Genomic DNA, 21,423 nt, shown 5'->3' on the forward strand with positions numbered 1-21,423 from the left:
GGACTGCGAACCGACGTGCATGGCGCCGCTCCGAGGCGTGTTCGCTCTCCTCCCCAGGGCCGAAGCCCGGGGTCTACAGCGAAGGAGGAACCAATGAATCGAATCCCATGCATGGAGGCCGTGGTCGCGGTGCTGGAGTCGGAGGGCGTGGACACCGTCTTCGGCATCCCCGGCGCGGCCATCCTGCCGCTCTACGCGGCGCTCCAGAACAGCTCGATCCGGCACATCACGGTACGCCACGAGGAGGGCGGCACCCACGCCGCCGACGGCTGGGCCAGGGTGACGGGGAACGCCGGCGTCTGCATCGGCACGTCGGGCCCCGCCGGCACCAACATGATCACCGGCCTCTACACGGCGATGGCCGACTCGATCCCGATGATCTGCGTCACCGGCCAGGCCGCCACGTCGAAGCTGCACCAGGAGGCGTTCCAGGCGGTCGACATCGTGGAGATCGCCCGGCCGGTGACCAAGTGGGCGGTGCAGCTCAAGGAGCCCGCCCAGGCGCCGTGGGTGTTCCGCGAGGCGTTCAGGATCGCCAGGTCGGGCCGGCCTGGGCCGGTGCTCATCGACCTGCCGATCGACGTCCAGCGCGGCACCTGCCTGTACGACCGCGACGTGGACGCGCCGCTGCCCGTCGAGGCGCCGCGCCCGCTGCCGAGGGCCGTGCGCAAGGCCATGGACCTCCTGGCGGAGGCCAAGCGCCCCGTCATCCTGGCCGGCGGCGGCGTGGTCATCGCCGACGCATGCGACGAGTTGCGCGCGCTGGCCGAGCACCTCCAGGTGCCGGTGCAGGTGACGCTCATGGGCAAGGGCGCCTTCCCCGAGGACCACCCGCTGTTCGCCGGGATGCCGGGCATCCAGACCCAGACGCGGTGGGGCAACGCCGCGTTCCTGGACAGCGACCTGGTGCTGGCCGTCGGCGCCCGCTTCGGCGACCGGCACACCGGCGACCTCGACGTCTACCGCCGGGGGCGGAAGTTCGTGCACGTCGACATCGAGCCCATGCAGATCGGCCGGGTCTTCGAGCCCGACCTGGGGATCGTCGGCCACGCCAAGCCGGTGCTCGCCGACCTGCTGGCCGAGGCGCGCGGGCGGAGCGGGCCGAAGGAGCCGGGCAAGTGGGTGCGCAAGGTCTCCGACCTGCGCCGCACGATGACCCGCCGCGACGACTTCGACGACGTGCCGATCAAGCCGCCCAGGGTGTTCAAGGAGATCAACGAGTATTTCGGCAGGGACACCACGTTCGTCACCGCCATCGGGCTCTACCAGATCTGGTCGGGTCAGTTCCAGACGACCTACCTGCCGCGCCGCTACCTGGTCTGCGGGCAGGCGGGGCCGCTGGGCTGGGAGGTGCCCGCGGCCATGGGCGTCAAGTGCGCGCATCCCGAGCGGCAGGTGGTGGCCGTCGTGGGCGACTACTCCTTCCAGTTCCTGATGGAGGAGGTCGCGGTGGCCGCCCAGTACCGCGTCCCGTTCGTCATCGTGATGATCAACAACGAGTACCTGGGGCTCATCCGGCAGGCGGAGATCCCGTACGACATGAACTTCGCCGTGGACCTGCACTACGGGGAGGGCGGCATCGACCATGTCAAGGCCATGGAGGCGTTCGGCTGCCCGGCGCGCCGCGTGGAGTTGCCGGATGACCTGCCCGGCGCGCTGGCGTGGGCGTCGGCCGAATCAGCGCGCGAGCGGCTGCCGGTGCTGGTGGAGGTGATGGTCGAACGCGAGGCCAACGCCGCCATGGGCCCCTCGCTCGACGCGGTCAAGGAGTTCGAGCCGCTGCCCGAGCTCATCACCGCCGACTGGTCCGACTGAGAGGAGCTCTCATGCAGCTCAAGCCGGGTACGGCCTGGCGGGACGCCTACGACCGATGCCACACGGCGGCTCCCGAGGCCTTCCACGACGACCGCGTGCTCAACCACTGGGGCGGCATGTGGCACCGCGACGGGCGCCCCGTGCCGGGGTTCTCGCCGCTGGACGGCACGGCCATCGCCGGGCTGCCCCGCCTCGACCGGGCCGGCGCCGGACGGGCGGTGGCCGGGGCCGTCGAGGAGCACAACCGGTGGCGGTACCTGCCGATGGCCGAGCGCAAGGCGATGGTCGCGGCGGCCGTGGAGTCCATGGCCGCCCACCGTGACCTGCTGGCCCTGCTGCTGGTCTGGGAGATCGGCAAGCCGTGGAAGACGGCCTGCGCCGACGTGGACCGCTGCCTGGACGGCGTGCGCTGGTATCTCGACGAGATCGACCGCATGGTCGCGGGACGCACGCCGCTGCCGGGGCCGGTCAGCAACATCGCGAGCTGGAACTATCCGATGAGCGTGCTCATGCACGCCATGCTCGTGCAGGCGCTGGCCGGCAACGCGGTGATCGCCAAGACGCCCACGGACGGAGGGCTGTGCTGCCTCACGCTGGCCTGCGCGCTGGCCGTGCGGGAAGGGCTGCCGTTCACGCTGGTCAGCGGAGGAGGGGCCGAGCTGTCGCCGGTGCTGGTGGCCGGGCGCGCGCTGGGCTGCGTGTCGTTCGTGGGCGGCAGGGACGCGGGCGCCAAGGTGGTGACCTCGCTGGCCGACCTCGGGCGCCGGCACGTGCTGGAGCAGGAGGGGCTCAACTGCTGGGGCGTGTGGGAGTACGGCGACTGGGACCTGCTCACGAGGCAGATCCGGGCGTCGTTCGACTACGGCAAGCAGCGGTGCACGGCCTATCCGCGGTTCGTGGTGCAGCGGTCGGCGTTCCACGAGTTCCTGGGTGCGTACGTGTCGGCTGTGGAGTCGCTGCGCTTCGGCCACCCGCTCGCGGTCGCCGAGCCGGACGACCCGCTGCCGGAGCTGGCCTTCGGCCCGCTGATCAACGCCTCCAAGGCCAAGGAGCTGGCCGACCAGGTGGACGAGGCCGTGGCGAGGGGCGGCGTGCCGATCCACCGCGCGGCCATCCAGTCCGGACATTTCCTCCCGGGGCAGGATATTTCCGCGTACTTTGCCCCGACCGCGATCCTCAACCCGCCCCCCTCCTCACCCCTGCACCACGCCGAGCCGTTCGGCCCCGTCGACACGATCGTCCTGGTGGACACGGAGGCCGAGCTGCTGGCCGCCATGAACGCCAGCAACGGAGCGCTCGTCGCCACCCTCTCCTGCGACGACGAGGAGACCTTCCACCGCCTCGCCCCCGAGGTGCGGGCGTTCAAGGTGGGTCACAACAAACCGCGCTCGCGCGGCGACCGCGAGGAGTTGTTCGGCGGGCTTGGCGCGTCGTGGCGCGGCGCGTTCGTCGGAGGCGAACTGCTGGTGCGCGCCGCCACGAGCGGCCCCGACAACGAACGCCTGCCGGGCAACTTCCCGCACTACACGCTCCTGCCCTGAGGCGATCCCTCAGCAGGAGCCCCCGCGGCAGGCTGTCTCAGTAGGAGCCCGCAGCAGACTTCCTCACCAGGCGCCCTCACCAGGAGCCCTCAAAAGGGGCCTCCCCAGGCGCTCTCAGAAGGCGCTCTCAGAAGGCGCTCTCAGAAGGCGCTCTCAGAAGGCGCCGAAGCGGGTCGCCGCGAGCAGGACGAGAAAGGTCAGCATGGCGACCCGCAGCAGCTTCCCGCCGGCCCTCAGAGACGGCCACGAAAGATAGGCCAGCCACCCGATGAACGCGATCACCGGCAGGACGGCGACGCCGCCGAGCGGATTGGTCACGGCGAACCCGGCCAGCAGCAGGACCACCAGCACCACCGGCGCCACCCACCGGGGCACCTGCGTGAACAGGAACGTCATCGGCACGGCGCTGCGCTGCTCGACGGCCTTGCGCACGCCGGTCGCGCCCGGCGTGAAGAACTGCTCGCCCTGCGGGATCGGGCGCTTGCCGCCGCGCCGGTCGCTGGGCTGGTCGCGACGCTTGCTGCCGCGCTCACTGTCAGGGGACACGGGAAGAGCCTACGCGTGTCGCGCGGGCGCGGTGCTCCGGAACGGGCCTCTAGGCTGGTCGGGTGCTCGCCGTGATCCGATACACCGTTCCAGAGTCCCAGTCGCAGGACTTCGTCAAACAGGGCCACGCCATCCTCGACCTGCTCGCCACCCAGCCGGGCTACCAGCGCGGCCGGCTGGCCCGCTCGGTCGACGAGCCCAACCTGTGGGCCCTGGTCAGCGAGTGGGAGGGCGCCGGTTTCTACCGCAGAGCGCTCTCCGCCGCCCGGATGGCGATGTATCCACTGATGATTCTCATGGTCAACGAACCTGGCGCATATGAGGACGTCCACGTTCGGGACGGTGCGTAACAATACTCGCGCGCGAGAGCGTTCGAGCGTCCCCTAAGCTGGGATCTCACCAATTTCACTCGCCGACCTCCAGCCGGAAAGAGAATCATCCACATGGCACGACGCACCGACGTCCTGGACACCATCGTCAGCCTCGCCAAGCGCCGCGGGCTCGTCTACCCGTCGAGCGAGATCTACGGCGGACTGCGCGCGTCGTGGGACTACGGTCCACTGGGCGTCGAGCTGAAGAACAACGTCAAGCGGCAGTGGTGGCTGTCGATGGTCCAGTCGCGCGACGACGTGGTGGGCCTCGACTCCTGCGTCATCCTGGCGCCCGAGGTGTGGCGGGCCAGCGGCCACGTCGACACCTTCACCGACCCGCTGACCGAGTGCCTGTCCTGCCACAAGCGCTTCAGGGCCGACCACCTCATCGAGGCCTACGAAGAGAAGAACGGCAAGACGCCCGAGGGCGGCCTGGCCGACATCACCTGCCCCAACTGCGGCAACAAGGGCACCTTCACCGAGCCCCGGCAGTTCAGCGGCCTGCTCAAGACCTACCTCGGCCCGGTCGAGGACGAGTCGGGCCTGGCCTGGCTGCGGCCCGAGACGGCGCAGGGCATCTTCATCAACTACCTCAACGTGCAGCAGTCGGCGCGCAAGAAGATCCCGTTCGGCATCGGCCAGATCGGCAAGTCGTTCCGCAACGAGATCACGCCGGGCAACTTCATCTTCCGCACCCGCGAGTTCGAGCAGATGGAGATGGAGTTCTTCGTCAAGCCCGGCACCGACGAGGAATGGCACCAATACTGGATCGACGAGCGTTTCCGGTGGTATTCCGACCTCGGCATCAACAAGGACAACCTGCGCCTCTACGAGCACCCGCAGGAAAAACTGTCCCACTACGCCAAGCGCACCGTCGACGTCGAATACCGCTTCAACTTCGTCGGCTCCGAGTGGGGTGAGCTCGAGGGCATCGCCAACCGCACCGACTTCGACCTCACCGCCCACGGCAAGGCGTCCGGCGCCGACCTGAGCTTCTTCGAGCAGGACAGCGGGGAGCGCTACGTCCCCTACGTCATCGAGCCGGCCGCCGGTGTCGACCGCGCCACGCTGACGTTCCTGATCGACGCCTACAGCGAGGACGAGGCGCCCAACGCCAAGGGCGTCATGGAGAAGCGCACGGTCATGCGGCTCGACCACCGGCTCGCCCCGGTCAAGGCCGCGGTGCTGCCGCTCTCGCGCAACGCCGACCTGTCGCCGAAGGCGCGCGACCTGGCCGCGCAGCTGCGCCGCCGGTGGAACGTCGAGTTCGACGACGCGGGCGCGATCGGCCGCCGCTACCGCCGCCAGGACGAGATCGGCACGCCGTTCTGCATCACCGTCGACTTCGACACCCTGGAGGACAACGCGGTGACGATCCGCGAGCGTGACTCCATGGCCCAGGAGCGCATCTCCATCGACGGCGTCGACGCCTACCTGCGCCAGCACCTCAACGACTGATCGCCCGCGCCCGTCCGCTCGCCGTGGTGCTTGCGGTGCGTAACTCGCCGCACTTCGGCGGGCGCACGTCCGGATGCGTGGGGTCGGGCCGGGGCCGGGGGCCGGATTCGTTTTACGGCAGGCCGCGCCGGCCCCACCCGCCGCCCCGCGCTGACGACCCTCCAGGGAGACGCTCCTCCGCCTCACCGCCGCGCCGCCGTGACGCGCGCAACCTTCCCGGCTCCGTGGTCATTTGTGACCCCGGGTCTTCCGCGCTCCTTCGCCCTTCCTCGGCTCCGTGGTCGTGCACGCCCGGATCCCGCTCCGGCTCGTCGGTCTGACCCTCGACCGAAAAATCGTATAAAGGCCGGGGTTACGCTGGTTTTCGCGGTTGCCTGATGACATGCCCTCTAAGCCGATAAAAGGCCATACGAGGGACGAGGGTAATCATGCGTACATCACGTTTCGCTCTTGTGCTGCTCGCCGCCGGCGCGGTGCTCATGACGGGGAGCGCCGCGTTCGCCGAACCGGAGCCGACAGCGCTGGAGCTGCGGCTGGTCGTGGACGACTGCCCCGACAAGGTCGTGCAGCCATGACCGACCCGGCACTGCTCGAACGCGCGCTGTTCGAGGTCAAGCGAGTGATCGTCGGCCAGGACCACATGGTCGAGCGGTTGATCGTGGCGGTCATCGCCAAGGGCCACTGCCTGCTCGAAGGCGTGCCGGGCATCGCCAAGACGCTGGCCGCCGAGACCACGGCGAGCGTGGTCGGGGGGACGTTCGCCCGCATCCAGTTCACGCCCGACCTGGTGCCGTCCGACATCATCGGCACGCGGATCTACCGGCCCTCGACCGAGTCGTTCGACATCGAGCTGGGCCCCGTCATGGTCAACCTGCTGCTCGCCGACGAGATCAACCGGGCGCCCGCCAAGGTGCAGTCGGCCCTGCTGGAGATCATGGCCGAGCGGCAGGTCAGCATCGGCGGCGTCACCCACGAGGTGCCGAGGCCGTTCCTGGTGCTGGCCACCCAGAACCCCATCGAGTCCGAAGGCGTCTACCACCTGCCCGAGGCGCAGCGCGACCGCTTCCTCATGAAGATCGACGTGGGCTATCCCAGCGAATCGGAGGAGCTGGCGATCGTCTACCGCATGAGCGTGGACCCGCCCGCGCCGCACGCCGTCCTCGACCCGGCCCAGGTCCTCGCGCTCCAGCGGCGGGCCGAGGAGGTCTTCGTGCACCACGCGGTCGCCGAGTACGCCGTCCGCCTCGTCTACGCCACCCGCGACCCCGACCGGTACGGAGTGCAGGACGTGCGGCGGCTGCTGGCGTTCGGGGCCAGCCCCAGGGCCACGCTCGGCCTGCTGGCGGCCGCCCGGGCGCTGGCGCTCCTGCGGGGGCGCGACTACGTGCTGCCGGAGGACGTACGCGACCTGGCGCACGACGTGATGGCGCACCGGCTGGTGCTCTCCTTCGACGCGCTGGCCGACGGGGTCGCGCCCCGGCAGATCGTGGACCGGGTGCTGGCCGCCGTGCCGCTGCCCCTCATCGCGCCCCGACAGGAGTCGATGCAGCAGGAAACGGTGCGGCAGGACGCGGTGGCATGAAGCCGTACCTGATCGCCGAGCCCGCGCTGCGCAGGCTCGAGCTGACGATCACCAGGAGGCTGGATGGACTGCTCCAGGGCGAACACCTCGGGCTGGTGCCAGGTCCCGGGAGCGAGCCCGCGGAGTCGCGGCCGTACCAGCCGGGGGACGACGTGCGGCGGATGGACTGGAACGTCACCGCCCGCACGAACGAACCCCACGTGCGGGATCTGGTCGCCGACCGGGAGCTGGAGATCTGGGCCCTGCTCGACGTCACCGCGAGCATGGACTTCGGGACCGCCGCGCTGGAGAAGCGGGAGCTGGCCCTGTCCGCGCTGGCGGCGGTCGGCTTCCTCACCCAGCGGACCGGCAACCGGATCGGCACCCACCTGCTGCACGGCGGCGGCGTCAGGACGCTGCCCGCCAGGACGGGCCGGCCGCACCTGATGGCGCTGCTGCAGGCGGCTTTCGCGCTGCCGCGGACCCCGCCCGGCGTGGCCGAGCCGCTGCTCGGCGTGGCGGCCGAACAGCTCAGCCGGGTCGTACGGCGGCGCGGACTCGTCGTGGTCGTGTCCGACTACCTGGACGCGCCGGAGACCTGGGAGCCGCCGCTGCGCAGGCTCACCGCCAGACACCAGGTGCTGGCCGTGGAGGTGGTCGACCCGCGCGAGCTGACGCTGCCCGACGTGGGGATCCTCACGCTGATCGACCCGGAGACGGGCCGGCGGCGGGAGGTCGCCACCGGCAACGCCCGGCTGCGCCGCCGGTACGCGGAGGCGGCGGCCGGGCAGCGCGACGCCATCACGCGGGCGCTGCGCCGGGCCGGAGCCGCCCACCTGCGGCTGCGTACGGACCGGGACTGGGTGCGGGACCTGGTCCAGCACGTCATACGCCAGCGCCGCCTGGCGGCGCTGGCCCCGAGCCCGACCCTGCCAGCCCGTGGGCCAGCCCGTGGGCCAGCCCGTGGACCAGCCCGTGGACCAGCCCGTGGACCAGCCCGTGGACCCGCCCGTGGACCCGCTCATGGGCCCGGCCAGGGGTTCACCCCGGACAGCGGCGCGCCCGGCACAGGAGGTGATGTGGCGTGACGCTGACCTCGCCCATCTGGTTGCTGCTGCTCGTCCCCGTGGCGCTGCTCGCCGTCGCCTACGTGCTCATGTCGCTGCGCCGCAGCGCGTACGCCGTCCGGTTCACCAACCTCGACCTGCTCGACAGGGTGGCTCCGCGAACTCCCGGGTGGCGCAGGCACCTGCCGGCGGCGGCGCTGCTGCTCATGTTCGCGCTGGTGGTCGTGGGCTTCGCCAGGCCGACGGCCGAGGTGCAGGTGCCCAGGGAACGGGCCACGATCATGGTGGCGTTCGACGTGTCGGCGTCCATGAGCGCCACCGACGTCAGCCCCGACCGGTTCACGGTGGCCCGGCAGGCGGCCAGGCAGTTCGTGGAGGGGCTGCCCGAGCGGTTCAACCTGGGCCTGGTGTCGTTCTCGTCGTCGGCCTCCGTGGCGGTGCCGCCGACCACGGACCGGCAGGCGGTGCTGAGCGCGCTCGACCGGCTGAGCACGGCGTCGGGCACCGCCATCGGCGAGGCCGTCTACTCCTCGCTGGAGGCCATCGCCTCGCTCGACTCGGAAGAGGAGGCGCCGCCGGCGCACATCGTGCTGCTGTCGGACGGCTCCAACACGACCGGCCGCACGCTGAACGACGCGGCGGCCGAGGCGTCCTCGAGGGGCGTCCCGGTCACGACCATCGCCTACGGCACCGCGGACGGCACCATCAGCCTCTCCGGCCAGGAGGTCCCGGTGCCGGTGGACGGTCCCGCGCTGCGCGGGCTGGCCGAGGCGGCGGGTGGCGGATTCTACGAGGCGGCCAGCGGCAGCGAGCTGCAGGCGGTCTACGAGGACATCGGCACGTCGGTCGGTTACCGCATCGAGCAGCAGGAGGTCTGGCAGTGGTTCGTGGCGGCGGGACTGGTCTGCGGGCTGATCGCGGCGGTCATGTCGATGGTGTGGTTCTCGAGGTTGCCGTGAGGGGTCTGGGCCGGCCGAGCGGGCCGGAGTTCCGTACGGTGCCGCTCAGCGCCCGCCAGGACCCCGTACGGGGGAAGCCTCCCGTGCCCGGGCCGGTGCCGCCGCCGATGCTCGGCCCGCCGCCACCGGCGCAGCCGCCGCTCATGCTCGGCCCGGCATCTCCGGCGCAGCCGCCGTCCGCGCAGGGCGGGCCGTCCGTGCAGGGGCAGCCGTCCGCGCAGGGCGGGCCGTCCGTGCAGGGGCAGCCGTCCGCGCAGGGGCCGCGGCCGGAGCAGGCGGCGGCGCGGAAAGGACGCCTGCTGGTGGTAGCCGCGCTCGTCGCGGCGGTCGCCGGCGGGGCGGCAGGAGCGGCGGGGGCCCGGCTCTCCGGGGTGTCCGAGCCGGCCCCCGTCGCGGCCCTGCCGAGGGCCGCGCCCGCGCCGTCGCCCGGCCCGACCGGGCTGAGCGCGACGGCGGCGCGGGTGCTGCCGAGCGTGGTCTCCGTGGAGGCCGGCAGCCGGGGCGGGTCCGGCTTCGTGGTGGACGGGCGCGGCCACATCCTCACCAACGCGCACGTGGTCAGCGGCAGCGGCCTGGCGACCGTGGTGCTGAGCGACGGCCGCAGGCTGAGCGCCCGCGTGGTCGGCGCGGACGACGACGAGGATCTGGCCGTGCTGGCGGTCGACTACCCCGGCGACCTGACGCCCGCCACCCTCGGCCGGTCGTCCGACCTGTCCGTGGGCGACCAGGTGCTGGCCATCGGCTCGCCGCTGGGCCTTTCCGGCACGGTCACCGCGGGCATCGTCAGCGCGCTGGACCGGGAGGTGCGGCTGGGCGGGGCTCGGCGCACGGCCGTGCAGACGGACGCGTCCATCAACCCGGGCAACTCGGGTGGGCCGCTGGTGAACGACAGGGGCGAGGTCGTGGGGGTGAACACCGCCATCGCGGCCGGCCGAGGGGGCGGGAACATCGGCATCGGCTTCGCCATCCCCATCGACCGGGCCGCGCCCATCGCGGAACGCATCATGCGAAATTAGGGTCGAAAGCATGCGACTGCTGGTGGTGGAGGACGAGGAGGACCTGGTCGACGCGTTGCGGGTCGGCCTCGCCCGTGCGGGGTACGCGGTGGACGTGGCCTACGACGCTCCGTCCGCGCACGAGAAGTTGCAGGTCAACACGTACGACCTGGTCCTGCTCGACCTGAACCTGCCCGGCGGCGACGGCTTCCAGCTCTGCCGCACCGTGCGCGCGGCGGGCCAGGGGGTGCGGATCATCATGGTGACGGCCCGCGACCGGCTCGACGACCGCGTCCGCGGGCTCGACGAGGGGGCGGACGACTACCTGGTCAAGCCGTTCGCGTTTCCCGAGCTGCTGGCGCGGGTGCGGGCGCTGCTGCGCAGGGAGAGCGGCGGCACCTCCGTGCTCGAGGTGGGCGGGCTGCGCATCGACACGGCCAGGCTGGAGGTGTCGCTGGACGGCAGGGCGCTGGCGCTCACCCCCAAGGAATACGGCGTGCTGCACTACCTGATGACCAGGCCGGGCCACGTCGTGTCCAGCGAGGAACTGCTGGAGCACGTCTGGGACGAGCACGCCGACCCCTTCACCAACACCGTGCGGGTCACGGTCGGCAACCTGCGGCGCAAGCTCCAGGAGGACGGCCTGATCGAGACGGTGATCAGCCGGGGCTACCGGCTCAAGGAGCCGACATGATCTACACCATCCGTTTCCGGCTCACCGTGCTCTACTCGAGCCTGCTGTTCGTGCTGGCCGCCCTCGTGCTCGGCGGCATCTATTTCGCCGTCTCGAAATCCACCGAACAGCGCCCCTACACCACCGAGTACGCCAAGGCCTACCTGGGCGGCCAGTACCTGGGCAAGCGCGAGGTCGTCGTCCTCCAGGAGGTCGAGAACGCGGTCAACGTCAAGACGCTGGCCACGCTGCGCGACTATTCGCTGGTCACGCTGGTCGGGCTCTATGTCGCCAGCCTGGGCATCGGCTGGGTGCTGGCCGGCCGCGTGCTGCGTCCCGTCAGGTCGATCACCCGCACCACGGAGGAGATCCAGGCCACCGACCTGACCCGGCGCATCAGGCTGGACGGGCCGCGCGACGAGCTCAAGGACCTGGCCGACACCATCGACACCATGCTCGACCGGCTGCAGGAGGCGTTCAGCGCGCAGCGCCAGCTCATCGACGACGCCTCGCACGAGCTGCGCAGCCCGCTGACGATCATCCGGGCGAACGTGGACGCCGTGCTGTCCGCCCCCGACGCCAGCGACGAGGAGCGCACCAGGGCCGTTGCCATCGTGGACCGCGCGACCACCCGCATGACGAGGCTCGTCGAGGACCTGCTGGCCAGCGCGAGGCGCCAGGGCACCGCGTTCGCCGACGCCGACCTCGACCTGGCCAGGGTGGCGGCGGAGGCGTGCGAGGAGCACGCCGCCCCGGCCGCCGCCCGGCACGTGCGGATCACCCGCGACCTGGGCGCCGGCCTGGACATGACCGGCGACTCCGACGCGCTGCGCCGCGCCGTGGCCAACCTGCTCTCCAACGCCGTGCGCCTCTCGCCGCCCGGCGCCACGATCCGCGTCGCGACCGGACGGGCGGAGGGCTGGTTGTGGGTGGCGGTCCGTGACGACGGGCCTGGGCTGGGGGAGGCGGACCAGCAGCGCGTCTTCGACCGCTTCTGGCGCGGCGAGGCCAGCCGCCGCGACCGCCACACGGGGCTCGGCCTGGCGATCGTCCGCCAGATCGTGGAGTCGCATGGAGGGCGGGTGGCGGTGTACTCGCGGCTGGGGGAGGGCGCGACGTTCGTGCTCTGGCTGCCGCCGCGCGACGGGGTGCCGGGCTCGCCGCCCGAGGACAACCCGCTCGCCTAGCGCCTGCCGTTCTCCTTTCCCAAGAATTGGTTTAAACCAATTGGTCTAATCCAATTTTCCGACGTGCGATCGTATAATTGGATTAGACCTGTTCAAGGGTGTTCACCTGCACAAATGTTGGTTTACGAGAGGGGTGAAGTTTCGTCATCAATTTCGCCGGTAGAGTCCGGTTCAGAGGCGTCGGATTGGAGCTGTGGTGGCCAAGTACGTTTACGATTTCACCGAGGGCAACAGGAATCTCAAGGATCTTCTCGGCGGTAAGGGAGCCAACCTCGCCGAAATGACCAACCTCGGGCTGCCCGTTCCTCCCGGATTCACGATCACCAGCGAGGCCTGCCGCCACTACCTGGCGGAAGGCTCGACACCGGGAGGCCTGGAGCAGGAGGTCGCGGAGCATCTGGACGCGCTCGAGGGCCGAATGGGCAGGAAACTCGGGCAGTCCGACGACCCGCTGCTCGTCAGCGTGCGCTCCGGGGCGAAATTCTCCATGCCGGGTATGATGGAGACGGTGCTCAACATCGGGCTCAACGACGAGTCGGTGCACGGCCTGGCCAAGCAGGCGGGCGGCAACGAACGTTTCGCCTGGGACTCCTATCGCCGGCTCATCCAGATGTTCGGCAAGACGGTGCTCGGGATCGACGGCGACCTGTTCGAGCGGGCGCTCGATGCCGTCAAGGGCAGGCGCAACGACACCGACCTCGACGCGGGCGAGCTGCAGCGGCTCGTGGAGACGTACAAGGGCATCGTCCGCGAGCAGACGGGCGACGACTTCCCCGCCGACCCGCGCGAGCAGATGCGCCTGGCCGTCAGGGCCGTCTTCGACTCGTGGAACGCGCCACGCGCCATCCTCTACCGCCGCCAGGAGCGCATCCCGGCCGACCTCGGCACCGCCGTGAACATCATGGCCATGGTCTTCGGCAACTACGGCGACGACTCCGGCACCGGTGTCGCCTTCACCCGCGACCCCGGCTCGGGCCGGCAGGGCATCTACGGCGACTACCTGCAGAACGCCCAGGGCGAGGACGTGGTGGCCGGCATCCGCAACACGATCCCCCTCCAGGAGCTCGAACGCATCGACAAGGACTCGTACGACGAGCTCCTGGCGATCATGGAGACCCTGGAGAACCACTACAGGGACCTGTGCGACATCGAGTTCACGATCGAGCGCGGCAAGCTCTGGATGTTGCAGACGCGCGTCGGCAAGCGCACGGCGGCGGCCGCGTTCTGCATCGCCACCCAGCTCGTCGACCAGGGCCTCATCACGCTCGACGAGGCCGTGACCCGCGTCACCGGCGACCAGCTGGCCCAGCTCATGTTCCCGCGCTTCGACGCGGACGCCGACCGGAAGAAGATCGGCAAGGGCATGAACGCCTCTCCCGGCGCCGCCGTCGGCAAGGCCGTCTTCTGCTCGGAGCGGGCCGTCGAGCTGTCGGAGCAGGGCGAGGACGTCATCCTGGTCCGGCGCGAGACCAACCCCGACGACCTGGCCGGCATGATCGCCGCCAGGGGCATCCTGACCAGCCGGGGCGGCAAGACCTCCCACGCGGCCGTGGTCGCCCGCGGCATGGGCAAGACGTGCGTGTGCGGGGCGGAGGAGCTGGAGGTGTCCACGGAGGAGCGCAGGTTCACCGCGCCGGGCGGCGTGGTCGTCTCCGAGGGCGACCTCATCTCCATCGACGGGACCACGGGGGAGGTGTTCCTCGGGGAGGTGCCGGTGGTGGACTCGGCGGTCGTCGAATACTTCGAGGGCGCCGAGCCGGACGACGAGCTGGTCAGGGCCGTCGACCGGATCATGCGCCGCGCGGACGCCGCCCGCGGGCTCGGCGTGCGGGCCAACGCGGACACCCCGGGCGACGCGGCGCGGGCCCGCCGGTTCGGCGCGCAGGGCATCGGGCTGTGCCGCACCGAGCACATGTTCCTGGGAGAGCGCAGGCGGCTGGTGGAGGACCTGGTCCTGGCGTCGACGGACGACGAACGCCAGGCCGCGCTGGACGCCCTGGAGCCGCTCCAGCGAGCAGACTTTGTAGCGATATTTCAGGCTATGGACGGCGATCCTGTCACCATCCGCCTCATCGACCCTCCGCTGCACGAATTCCTCCCCGACATCGTGGACCTGTCCGTCAAGGTCGCCACCTCATCGGACGTCACCGACAAGGACCGCAGGCTCCTGGCCGCGGTCAAGCGCCTGCACGAGCAGAACCCGATGCTCGGCCTGCGCGGCGTACGTCTCGGCCTGGTCATCCCCGGCCTGTTCGCCATGCAGGTGCGCGCCATCGCCCGGGCGGCGAAGGAGGTGCCGGGCGCCCGGCCCGAGATCATGATCCCGCTGGTGGCCGCCGTGCAGGAGCTGGAGTCCGTACGCGAGGAGGCCGTCAAGATCCTCGCGGAGGCCGGCGTCGAGGCCCTGATCGGCACCATGATCGAGGTCCCCAGAGCGGCGCTGACGGCGGGCAGGATCGCCGAGGCCGCGGAGTTCTTCTCCTTCGGCACCAACGACCTCACCCAGATGTCCTGGGGCTTCTCCAGGGACGACGTGGAGGCGTCGTTCTTCTCGCGCTACCTCGACCTCGGCATCTTCGGCGTATCCCCCTTCGAGACCCTCGACAGGGAGGGCGTCGGCCGCCTGATCGAGATCGCGGTCGAGGAGGGCAGGGCCACCCGGCCCGGCCTGCACCTGGGAATCTGCGGCGAACACGGCGGCGACCCGGACTCCGTGCACTTCTGCCACGACGTGGGCCTGGACTACGTCTCGTGCAGCCCGTTCCGTATCCCGGTGGCCCGCCTGGAGGCCGGCCGCGCCGCGCTGAAGGACACCGGTTCCGACACCCGCTAGAACGGCGGACCACCTTGCTCAGCCTCCATACGTAGTTCTACGCTCACGTCGAGTAACTGGGGGCGGAAGCGAACTGCGGGGGCGGCAAGGGTTGACGGCCGACGTCGCAGATAGGATCGAGGCGCTGATCACAACGGTCAGCGCCGTCGTTCCGTGCGGGCCACGCGTACGCGCGGCCCTGCAGGCCGTGCCTCGGCACGAGTTCGTCCCGACCCTCGGGCTGGCCTTCTTCGGCGATGGTGACGCCCGCGTCATCGACCGCGAGACGGACCCCGCCGCGTGGTGGGACGCCGTCTACAGCGACACCAGCATCGTCACCCAGCTCGACGACGGAGCCACGGACCTCGCCTCGGGCAGCGGCGACCACACGTCTTCGGCCTCCGCGCCGAGCACCGTCGCGAGCCTGCTCCACCTGCTCGCCGCCGGGCCGGGTCACCGTGTCATGGAGATCGGCACCGGCACTGGCTGGACCGCCTGCCTGCTGTCCCATCTCGCCGGCGAGCACGGGAGCGTGACCTCCATCGAGGTCGGCGGCCGGTACGTCTGGCTGGACGGTCCTGAGCACGGATTGCCGTAGCCGTCAGGAGGGGAGGGCGCCGAGTTGGCGCATCTGCGTCAGGAGGTCGACGACGCCCCAGATCTCCGCGATCCGGCCGTCGGCGAAGCGGAAGATGAAGATCTCGTTGTACGCGACGGACCGGCCGGTCGGCGGGAGGCCCCTGAACTCGCCCTGGTGGGTGCCGGTGACCGTGTTCCTGGAAACCATCTTGTCGCCTTCGGCGATCACGTCCTCGACCTCGACGCGCATGTCGGGGAATCCTTGGAGAAGCACCGCCCACACCTGCTTGAGCGCCTGCGGCCCCGGCAGATCCGTCGGCACCGGCGCGTGGAAGATCACATTCGGATCGACGACCTCGTCGATCGTCGTCGCGATGAGCTCCGCGTCGCCGCTGTTGACGGCCTCGTGGAAGCGCTGGAACGTCGCTCTGTTGCTTGACATGGGGTTTCCTCGGATCGACTGGGCCGCCGGTGGCGACCGGATGGTATCCCACCACTACGACGACACGTCGCCCCGTAATGTGACGCGGCAGTGCCCTCATCGCCGGCGCAGTGCGCGGATCACGCCCCTGATCCAGAGGCAGAGCACCACGATGCCGGCCGTGCCGAGGATGGTGATCAGCAGCCAGTCAGAGGAGCCGGTCACCGGGTAGACGGTGTACGGGTTGCCGGTGTCCTCGGCCGGAACGCTGTCGCCCACCCGCTCCAGGCCGCCGCTCGTCGCCAGCGTGACGCGTCGCCGGCCCGGCGAGCCGTCGGCGGCGAAGTAGCCCACCCACGTGCAGCGTCGGCCGCCGCAATCATGCTCGGTGGCGGTGAAGACACCGGGGACGCCTGAACCGAACTGGGCGGTGTAGGCCGGCACGATGTCGCGGGCCGCCAGGAACAACAGCATCCCGGCGAGGACCGGCGCTCCCAGCCACCAGAACCAGCGCAACGTCTCACCTCGCGTGTGAGGTCGCCGGGCGGGTCGCGGTCAGCTCGGACGCTCTCCGCTCGGCCGGGTCGCGGGCTCGTCGTGCCAGCCGGGGAGCGTCACCGTGCCGGAGAGCCAGTCGCGCCGGAGCACGGCGTAGCCGACCGAGTCGTGGAGGGTGCCGCCGTCCCGGCTCGGCCAGGCATCGCGGTAGTGGGCCTCCTTGGCGTACCCGCTCCTGCGCAGGATCGCGCGCATGGCGTGGTTGTCCTGGCGGGTCGTGGCCTCGATCCGCATGACGTGGGGGAACTCGGTGAAGATGTACGGCGTCAGCCAGGCGACCGCGGCCGTGCCGAGGCCCTGACCGCGCCGGGCCTCACAGATCCGCAGGTCGAAGATGGGGGTGTCGTCGGCGAGATCCTGCAGCCGCACCAGGCCCGCGCGCTCCCCGTCGGCCAGCACCCAGAACGTCCTGCTCTCGTCGTTCCAGTAGAGCCCGTCGGCGGCCCGCCGCCTGACCGTCTCCGCGTCCTGGGTGCCCGCGTGGAAGGGCCAGTCGTTTCCCGTCAGGAAGTCCGCCAGCGGGTCGACGTCGCCGGACGAGAAGGGGGAGAACTCGATGCGCATCGTCGGATCATCACACACGGCCGCCCGCCCGTCACACCGGTTTTCCGCCAGGTCAGCGGTAGCCCCAGGCCTTGGCGTACTCGGCGAGCCCGGGTGGGAGCGCGGCGGTGTCGTCGAAGGTGCGGGCGGGCTGGATCCGTCCGGACTTGATGGTGTCGCTGCGGTCGCCCAGGTTGGGCACGAACCGGCCCTGGTCGTGCTTGCTGTACTCGAGCATCTCCGGCTCCCACGCCACGCCCAGATATTCACAGACCTCGCGGGTGACCCGTTCCGGCTCGGCGGTCAGCTCTTCGTAGCGCAGTGTGAGACCGTCGAGGGTGCGGCGGGCCTGTTCCAGGGGCTTGAAGTATTTCAGCGCGTTCGCCTCCAGCGCTTCGCGGGTGGAGGTGTTGGTCCTGCGGTTCTCCAGCGAGGACACCACGCCCTCCGGATGGCGCAGCAGGAAGAGGAACTTCGCCTTCGGCCAGGCGTAGTGCAGCCGCTCCCAGATGAAGACGTTGCCCGGGGTCTTGTCGACGATGATCTCCTTGCCGCTGCGCTCCAGTTCCAGGCGCAGGATGCGGTCCCACAGCGCGTGCTCGAGCTCCACCTTGTCCAGACCGAGCTCCTGCATGGACTGCTCGGAGAAGTCAGGGGTCAGGTGGACCTCGACGGTGCGCAGGTGCAGCTCGTGCGGGGCGCGGATGCGGGAGTGGCTGTTGAGCAGCATGCGCAGCAGGGTGGAGCCGGAGCGCACCGAGGCGATCACGAAGACCGGGGAGTCCACCTGCCGCGGCAGGATCGGGATGGAGTAGTCGACGACATGCGTGCGCTTCGGGGGACGCGGGCGGGAGGCCTTGAGCAGCGGGCTCGGCTCTGGCGCCGACAGCTGGCGCGGTGGGCGCAGCGCCTCGTTCAGCAGCCGAATTCTTCGCTTGATGCCGGTTCTCACAACGCCCATGCGCGCCTGCAGCCCTTTCGTTACCGCGCGTAACCACATTCCCCTCGGGAATGGGCAGCCGAAACCTGGGGTAACGGCCGCCGTAGTCGGACAAAAGTAACGTAAGGGGCTGGGGCCGAGAAGGCGTTGGCGCAGGTTCACAGCGCATTCTCAGGGACGGGACGGCGGCGAGCAGTCCAGCGGGCGATCGGGTGGTTGTCCTGGCGCCGCCCATGGCTGACGGTTACCTCGCGGGTAATCGACGGGCCCACCCGCGCCGGGCAGGCTGTGCGGCATGACGTACGAGATGGAGAACACCCGTGACGTCGTGCGGGAACTGCTGCGGCGCATCGCCGGGGGCGACCACGACGGCGCGGCCGGGATGTTCGCCGAGCAGATCGACTGGCGGCTCAGCTGGCCCGCGGAAGGACATCCCGAGGTGCCCTGGATCCGGCCGCGATCGACCAGGGCCGAGGTGGCGGACCACTTCCGCGCGCTGAACGCCCACCACGTGCCCGAGCTGAACGGCACGTCGGTCACCCGGATCCTGGTCGACGGGGCGGACGCCGTGGTGCTCGGGGAGATCGTGCAGACCGTGCGGGGAGGCGGGGCCGCGTACAGGTCGCCGTTCGCGCTGCACCTCACCGTCGAGGACGGCCTCATCACCCGCTACCACATCTTCGAGGACAGCCTCACGGTCGCCCGTGCCCTGGGCGCCGCCTGACCGCCGCGAGCCCGCTCACGGGATCGCGGCCGGTCGCGGCGGGTGTCAGGTCACGGTCACGGTGTGCAGGAGTGCGTTCAGGCCGGTGCCGGGCTCCCAGGTGCCCTCGTTGGCGAGCCTGATGGAGTATTCCGGGCGGTCGGGCAGCTTCGGGTCGGGCAGGTCGAGCAGGAGCGCGTAGTGACCCGCGGGGAGTGACCTGGGCAGGCGGACCCTCTCCCTGACCGTGGTCGTCTCGCCGGCCTGCCACGTGCGCGGGTCGGTGGCGAGCGGGAAGCGGTGCACGGCCGAGGTCGCGGTGTCGCGCAGCACCAGTGCCGCGTCGCGCGGATTGACGGGGGAGGCGTAGCCGTCGTTCCTGACGGTGAAGGTGACCGGGAGCGCGCCGCCCCGGGCGGCCCTGTCCGGGTACGCGCCGGTCTGCAGGGCGAAGCGGTAGCCGAGGCGGCGGGAGATCTCGTCCAGGCAGCCGCCCGCCTCCCAGCCGCCGAGCACGCCGGGGTGGTAGTCGGTGTTGAGGTACGAGTAGTGGAAGCCGGACAGCTCCTCCTTGGCCGTGGGGCAGTCGGAGCGCGGCGGGTTGGGGTTGCAGGTCTCACCGCCCATCACCACGAAGGCGGTCTCGGCCTGCAGATACGGATATTCGACTGCCGGGTTCTCGTACGTGCCGTAGTCGTCCGGGCTGGCCAGGAAGCAGTCGTTGTGGTGGCCCAGCCGCGCCGGCGCCGAACCGTCATGGGCCTGGCCGGGCGGCAGCGGGCTGCCGGTGTACATCGTGCGCTTGAACTTGGGCGTACGCAGCTGCGTCATCCGCGACGACGGCAGCACGGCGAGGATCTTGTCGACCACGGCCTTCCTGCCGGCCCAGTCGGCGGCGGTCACCACGCCCTGGTCGCCGAAGTTCTTCGTGTAGTACCACTCGCCCCAGGCGCCGATGAAGCCGGCCTGCATGAGGTAGATGACGTCCTCGTTGGCGCGCAGGTAGGGGGCGAGCTGGTCGAGGTGGGCCAGCACGCGGTCCTTGGTCGCGTCGTCGCCGTCGGTGGAGGTGGTGTAGGCGAAGCGCAGGACCGCCTTGAGCCCGGCCTCGCGTACGGTGTCGAGCTGCCGTTGCAGGTGGGCCAGCGCGGCCGCGCCGATCGGGCCCGTCTTGAACTCGGCCAGGTAGAACACGCACATCACCAGCGAGATGTGGTCGCCGGTGCGGTAACTCCGCAGGGTGGCGGGGGAGAAGGTCTCCTTGTCGCAGTCTCCGCTGTGGTGGTAGAGGCCGCGCTCGGGGTTGGGGAAGCCGGCGCTGGTCTGGGCGTAGGTGACCGAGCGGCTGTTGGCGGCCGAGGCGGGGGCGGGTGCGACGGCTAACGGCGCGCACAGGAGAACGAGAAGGGCGAGGACGCGTTTCACCATGGTGGTCGGCTCCTAGGCCGGAGGGTCGGGGGGCCTCGTGATTAATGATGGAGTCCATGAAAATAACGTCAAGCCCTGAAAGTATCAAGAGTTGCTACCAGCGCTCGCCTGGCGGGTCGCTATCCCGATAATCATGCATTCCCTGATAACGAAGGTGCCCGGTGCGCGGGCAGCGCGGCATCACGATCCACGCCGGGCGGGGCCCGCCCGCAGCGCCTCCCGTGCGCACGGGAAAGCGGTCCTCGAAGCGGTGGCCGGGCCGGTGGGACGGCGTCCCCGGGCCGCCCCGGCCACGGTCCGATCGGGCATGCTGGGCCGCATGTCCGAAACACACCTACCCGGCGGCTTCGTGAACGCCGTCGTCCGGGTCGGCGACACCGTCCGCCGCCCGCCCGCGCGACGGGCCGCGTACGTACACGAACTGCTGCTCCTGCTGGAGCGCGGCGGATGGCCAGGCGCGCCGAGGTTCCTGGGGACGGACGAGCGCGGTCGCGAGATCCTCAGCTTCGTGGACGGCCACGTGGCCTGGGAGGACGTCCAGCCCGACGGCGTCACCTCCGACGAGAGCCTGGCCCGGGTGGCGGAGCTCGTACGCGCGTTCCACGACCTGACCGCGGGCACACCCCTGGCCGGCGACGAGGAGGTCGTCTGCCACAACGACCTGTCCCCGAAGAACACCGTCTACCGCGACGAGGGCGCGGGCCTGCGGCCGGTGGCGTTCATCGACTGGGACATCGCGGCACCGGGACGGCGGATCCACGACGTGGCGCACGTCTGCTGGCAGTACCTCGGGCTCGGCCCCGCAGCCGTCGACGCCGGCAGGCGGATCCGGCTGATCTGCGACGCGTACGGGCTGCGTGAGCGGGGCGGCGTGGTGGAGGCGGTCCTGTGGTGGCAGGACCGCTGCGCGCGCGGCATCGAGACGGACGCGGCCGCCGGGATGCCGCACGCGATCAGACTGCGTGACGACGGGGTGGTGGCCCAGATCCGCGCCTGCCACGACTGGGTCGCCGAGCACCGGCACGAGCTGGAACGCCCGCTGCGCTGACCACCGTCCCCCTAACGAGGGGCGTCCGGGTTCGGGTCGCCCAACGTGTGCGGCACCGGCTCTCCCTCCGAGAACAACCAGGAGTCTTCGGAGGCGTGCGGGGCGCCGGAGCCGGAGTCGTGGGGGGTCGCGGGTTCCGGGGTGTTCGAGGTGGCGGGTCCCCAGGTCTGCGGGGTCGCGGGCTCTGCGGTGTGGATGGCAGGGCCGGAGTCCTGAGG

At 70.7% G+C, this 21,423-nt stretch carries 22 protein-coding genes; 15 read left to right on the plus strand and 7 right to left on the minus strand.

The annotated features are described in order from the left end of the window. Positions 1-93: 93 nt before the first annotated feature. Positions 94-1,815, plus strand: a complete 1,722-nt coding sequence (gcl, locus tag E1292_RS23125) for a glyoxylate carboligase (RefSeq protein ID WP_132597315.1) — start codon at positions 94-96, stop codon at positions 1,813-1,815. Positions 1,816-1,826: 11 nt separating this feature from the next. Continuing rightward, on the plus strand, positions 1,827-3,356 hold the full coding sequence (locus E1292_RS23130; protein WP_132597316.1) for an aldehyde dehydrogenase family protein: 1,530 nt from the start codon (positions 1,827-1,829) through the stop codon (positions 3,354-3,356). A 153-nt stretch (positions 3,357-3,509) separates the two neighbouring features. Here E1292_RS23130 and E1292_RS23135 read toward each other — a convergent pair whose 3' ends face one another. Further along, a complete protein-coding gene (locus tag E1292_RS23135; protein WP_132597317.1) occupies positions 3,510-3,902 on the minus strand; it encodes a DUF6703 family protein in 393 nt (130 codons plus the stop codon). A gap of 62 nt (positions 3,903-3,964) precedes the next feature. On the opposite strand from E1292_RS23135, the gene E1292_RS23140 reads away from it, so the two are divergent. From E1292_RS23140 to E1292_RS23185, 11 genes are all read left to right on the plus strand, one after another. Next, positions 3,965-4,252: an antibiotic biosynthesis monooxygenase family protein gene (locus E1292_RS23140; RefSeq protein WP_132597318.1), complete on the plus strand. Its 288-nt coding sequence runs from the start codon at positions 3,965-3,967 to the stop codon at positions 4,250-4,252. Positions 4,253-4,345: 93 nt separating this feature from the next. Further along, the gene (locus E1292_RS23145; RefSeq protein ID WP_181958283.1) at positions 4,346-5,731 is read left to right on the plus strand and encodes a glycine--tRNA ligase; all 1,386 of its coding nucleotides are present in this window, start codon (positions 4,346-4,348) and stop codon (positions 5,729-5,731) included. Between the two features lie 428 nt (positions 5,732-6,159). Next, a complete protein-coding gene (locus E1292_RS51300) occupies positions 6,160-6,306 on the plus strand; it encodes a hypothetical protein (protein WP_165974692.1) in 147 nt (48 codons plus the stop codon). Continuing rightward, positions 6,303-7,313 carry an AAA family ATPase gene (locus tag E1292_RS23150; RefSeq protein ID WP_132597319.1) on the plus strand — a complete coding sequence of 337 codons (1,011 nt, stop codon included), beginning with the start codon at positions 6,303-6,305 and terminating at the stop codon, positions 7,311-7,313. Before E1292_RS51300 ends, E1292_RS23150 begins: the two co-directional genes overlap by 4 nt. After that, the gene (locus tag E1292_RS23155; RefSeq protein ID WP_181958284.1) at positions 7,310-8,380 is read left to right on the plus strand and encodes a DUF58 domain-containing protein; all 1,071 of its coding nucleotides are present in this window, start codon (positions 7,310-7,312) and stop codon (positions 8,378-8,380) included. The genes E1292_RS23150 and E1292_RS23155 overlap by 4 nt, the downstream gene beginning before the upstream one ends. Next, on the plus strand, positions 8,377-9,318 hold the full coding sequence (locus E1292_RS23160; RefSeq protein WP_132597320.1) for a VWA domain-containing protein: 942 nt from the start codon (positions 8,377-8,379) through the stop codon (positions 9,316-9,318). Before E1292_RS23155 ends, E1292_RS23160 begins: the two co-directional genes overlap by 4 nt. Further along, complete coding sequence (locus E1292_RS23165; RefSeq protein ID WP_220447015.1) at positions 9,315-10,334, plus strand: S1C family serine protease; 1,020 nt, start codon at positions 9,315-9,317, stop codon at positions 10,332-10,334. The genes E1292_RS23160 and E1292_RS23165 overlap by 4 nt, the downstream gene beginning before the upstream one ends. A 10-nt stretch (positions 10,335-10,344) precedes the next feature. After that, on the plus strand, positions 10,345-11,007 hold the full coding sequence (locus E1292_RS23170; protein WP_165974693.1) for a response regulator transcription factor: 663 nt from the start codon (positions 10,345-10,347) through the stop codon (positions 11,005-11,007). Further along, a complete protein-coding gene (locus E1292_RS23175) occupies positions 11,004-12,173 on the plus strand; it encodes a HAMP domain-containing sensor histidine kinase (RefSeq protein WP_132597321.1) in 1,170 nt (389 codons plus the stop codon). Before E1292_RS23170 ends, E1292_RS23175 begins: the two co-directional genes overlap by 4 nt. 196 nt (positions 12,174-12,369) lie before the next feature. Continuing rightward, positions 12,370-15,006 (plus strand): pyruvate, phosphate dikinase, encoded by a 2,637-nt coding sequence (gene ppdK / locus E1292_RS23180; RefSeq protein WP_132597322.1) that lies wholly within the window; start codon positions 12,370-12,372, stop codon positions 15,004-15,006. A gap of 91 nt (positions 15,007-15,097) precedes the next feature. Beyond that, positions 15,098-15,583, plus strand: coding sequence for a methyltransferase domain-containing protein (locus E1292_RS23185; protein WP_165974694.1), 486 nt, complete (start codon positions 15,098-15,100; stop codon positions 15,581-15,583). 3 nt (positions 15,584-15,586) lie between these two features. Here the strand turns inward: E1292_RS23185 and E1292_RS23190 are convergent, their stop codons facing one another. From E1292_RS23190 to E1292_RS23205, 4 genes are all read right to left on the minus strand, one after another. After that, entirely contained in the window at positions 15,587-16,006 is a 420-nt protein-coding gene (locus tag E1292_RS23190) for an ester cyclase (protein WP_132597324.1), read from the minus strand. Positions 16,007-16,102: 96 nt separating this feature from the next. Then, the gene (locus E1292_RS23195; protein ID WP_132597325.1) at positions 16,103-16,501 is read right to left on the minus strand and encodes a hypothetical protein; all 399 of its coding nucleotides are present in this window, start codon (positions 16,499-16,501) and stop codon (positions 16,103-16,105) included. A 39-nt stretch (positions 16,502-16,540) separates the two neighbouring features. Beyond that, the gene (locus E1292_RS23200) at positions 16,541-17,107 is read right to left on the minus strand and encodes a GNAT family N-acetyltransferase (RefSeq protein ID WP_132597326.1); all 567 of its coding nucleotides are present in this window, start codon (positions 17,105-17,107) and stop codon (positions 16,541-16,543) included. Between the two features lie 52 nt (positions 17,108-17,159). After that, positions 17,160-18,047, minus strand: a complete 888-nt coding sequence (locus E1292_RS23205; protein WP_132597327.1) for a sulfotransferase family protein — start codon at positions 18,045-18,047, stop codon at positions 17,160-17,162. 274 nt (positions 18,048-18,321) lie between these two features. Between E1292_RS23205 and E1292_RS23210 the strand changes: the two genes are divergently transcribed. Then, on the plus strand, positions 18,322-18,750 hold the full coding sequence (locus E1292_RS23210; protein ID WP_246090280.1) for a nuclear transport factor 2 family protein: 429 nt from the start codon (positions 18,322-18,324) through the stop codon (positions 18,748-18,750). Positions 18,751-18,795: 45 nt separating this feature from the next. Here the strand turns inward: E1292_RS23210 and E1292_RS23215 are convergent, their stop codons facing one another. After that, on the minus strand, positions 18,796-20,157 hold the full coding sequence (locus tag E1292_RS23215) for a DUF4832 domain-containing protein (RefSeq protein WP_132597328.1): 1,362 nt from the start codon (positions 20,155-20,157) through the stop codon (positions 18,796-18,798). Positions 20,158-20,476: 319 nt separating this feature from the next. Between E1292_RS23215 and E1292_RS23220 the strand changes: the two genes are divergently transcribed. Beyond that, complete coding sequence (locus tag E1292_RS23220) at positions 20,477-21,205, plus strand: phosphotransferase (protein WP_132597329.1); 729 nt, start codon at positions 20,477-20,479, stop codon at positions 21,203-21,205. 11 nt (positions 21,206-21,216) lie between these two features. Here the strand turns inward: E1292_RS23220 and E1292_RS52795 are convergent. Beyond that, the coding region (locus E1292_RS52795; RefSeq protein WP_220447016.1) for a hypothetical protein at positions 21,217-21,423 on the minus strand (207 nt) is incomplete at its 5' end.

Source organism: Nonomuraea deserti (genome assembly GCF_004348685.1).
GTDB lineage: Bacteria > Actinomycetota > Actinomycetes > Streptosporangiales > Streptosporangiaceae > Nonomuraea > Nonomuraea deserti.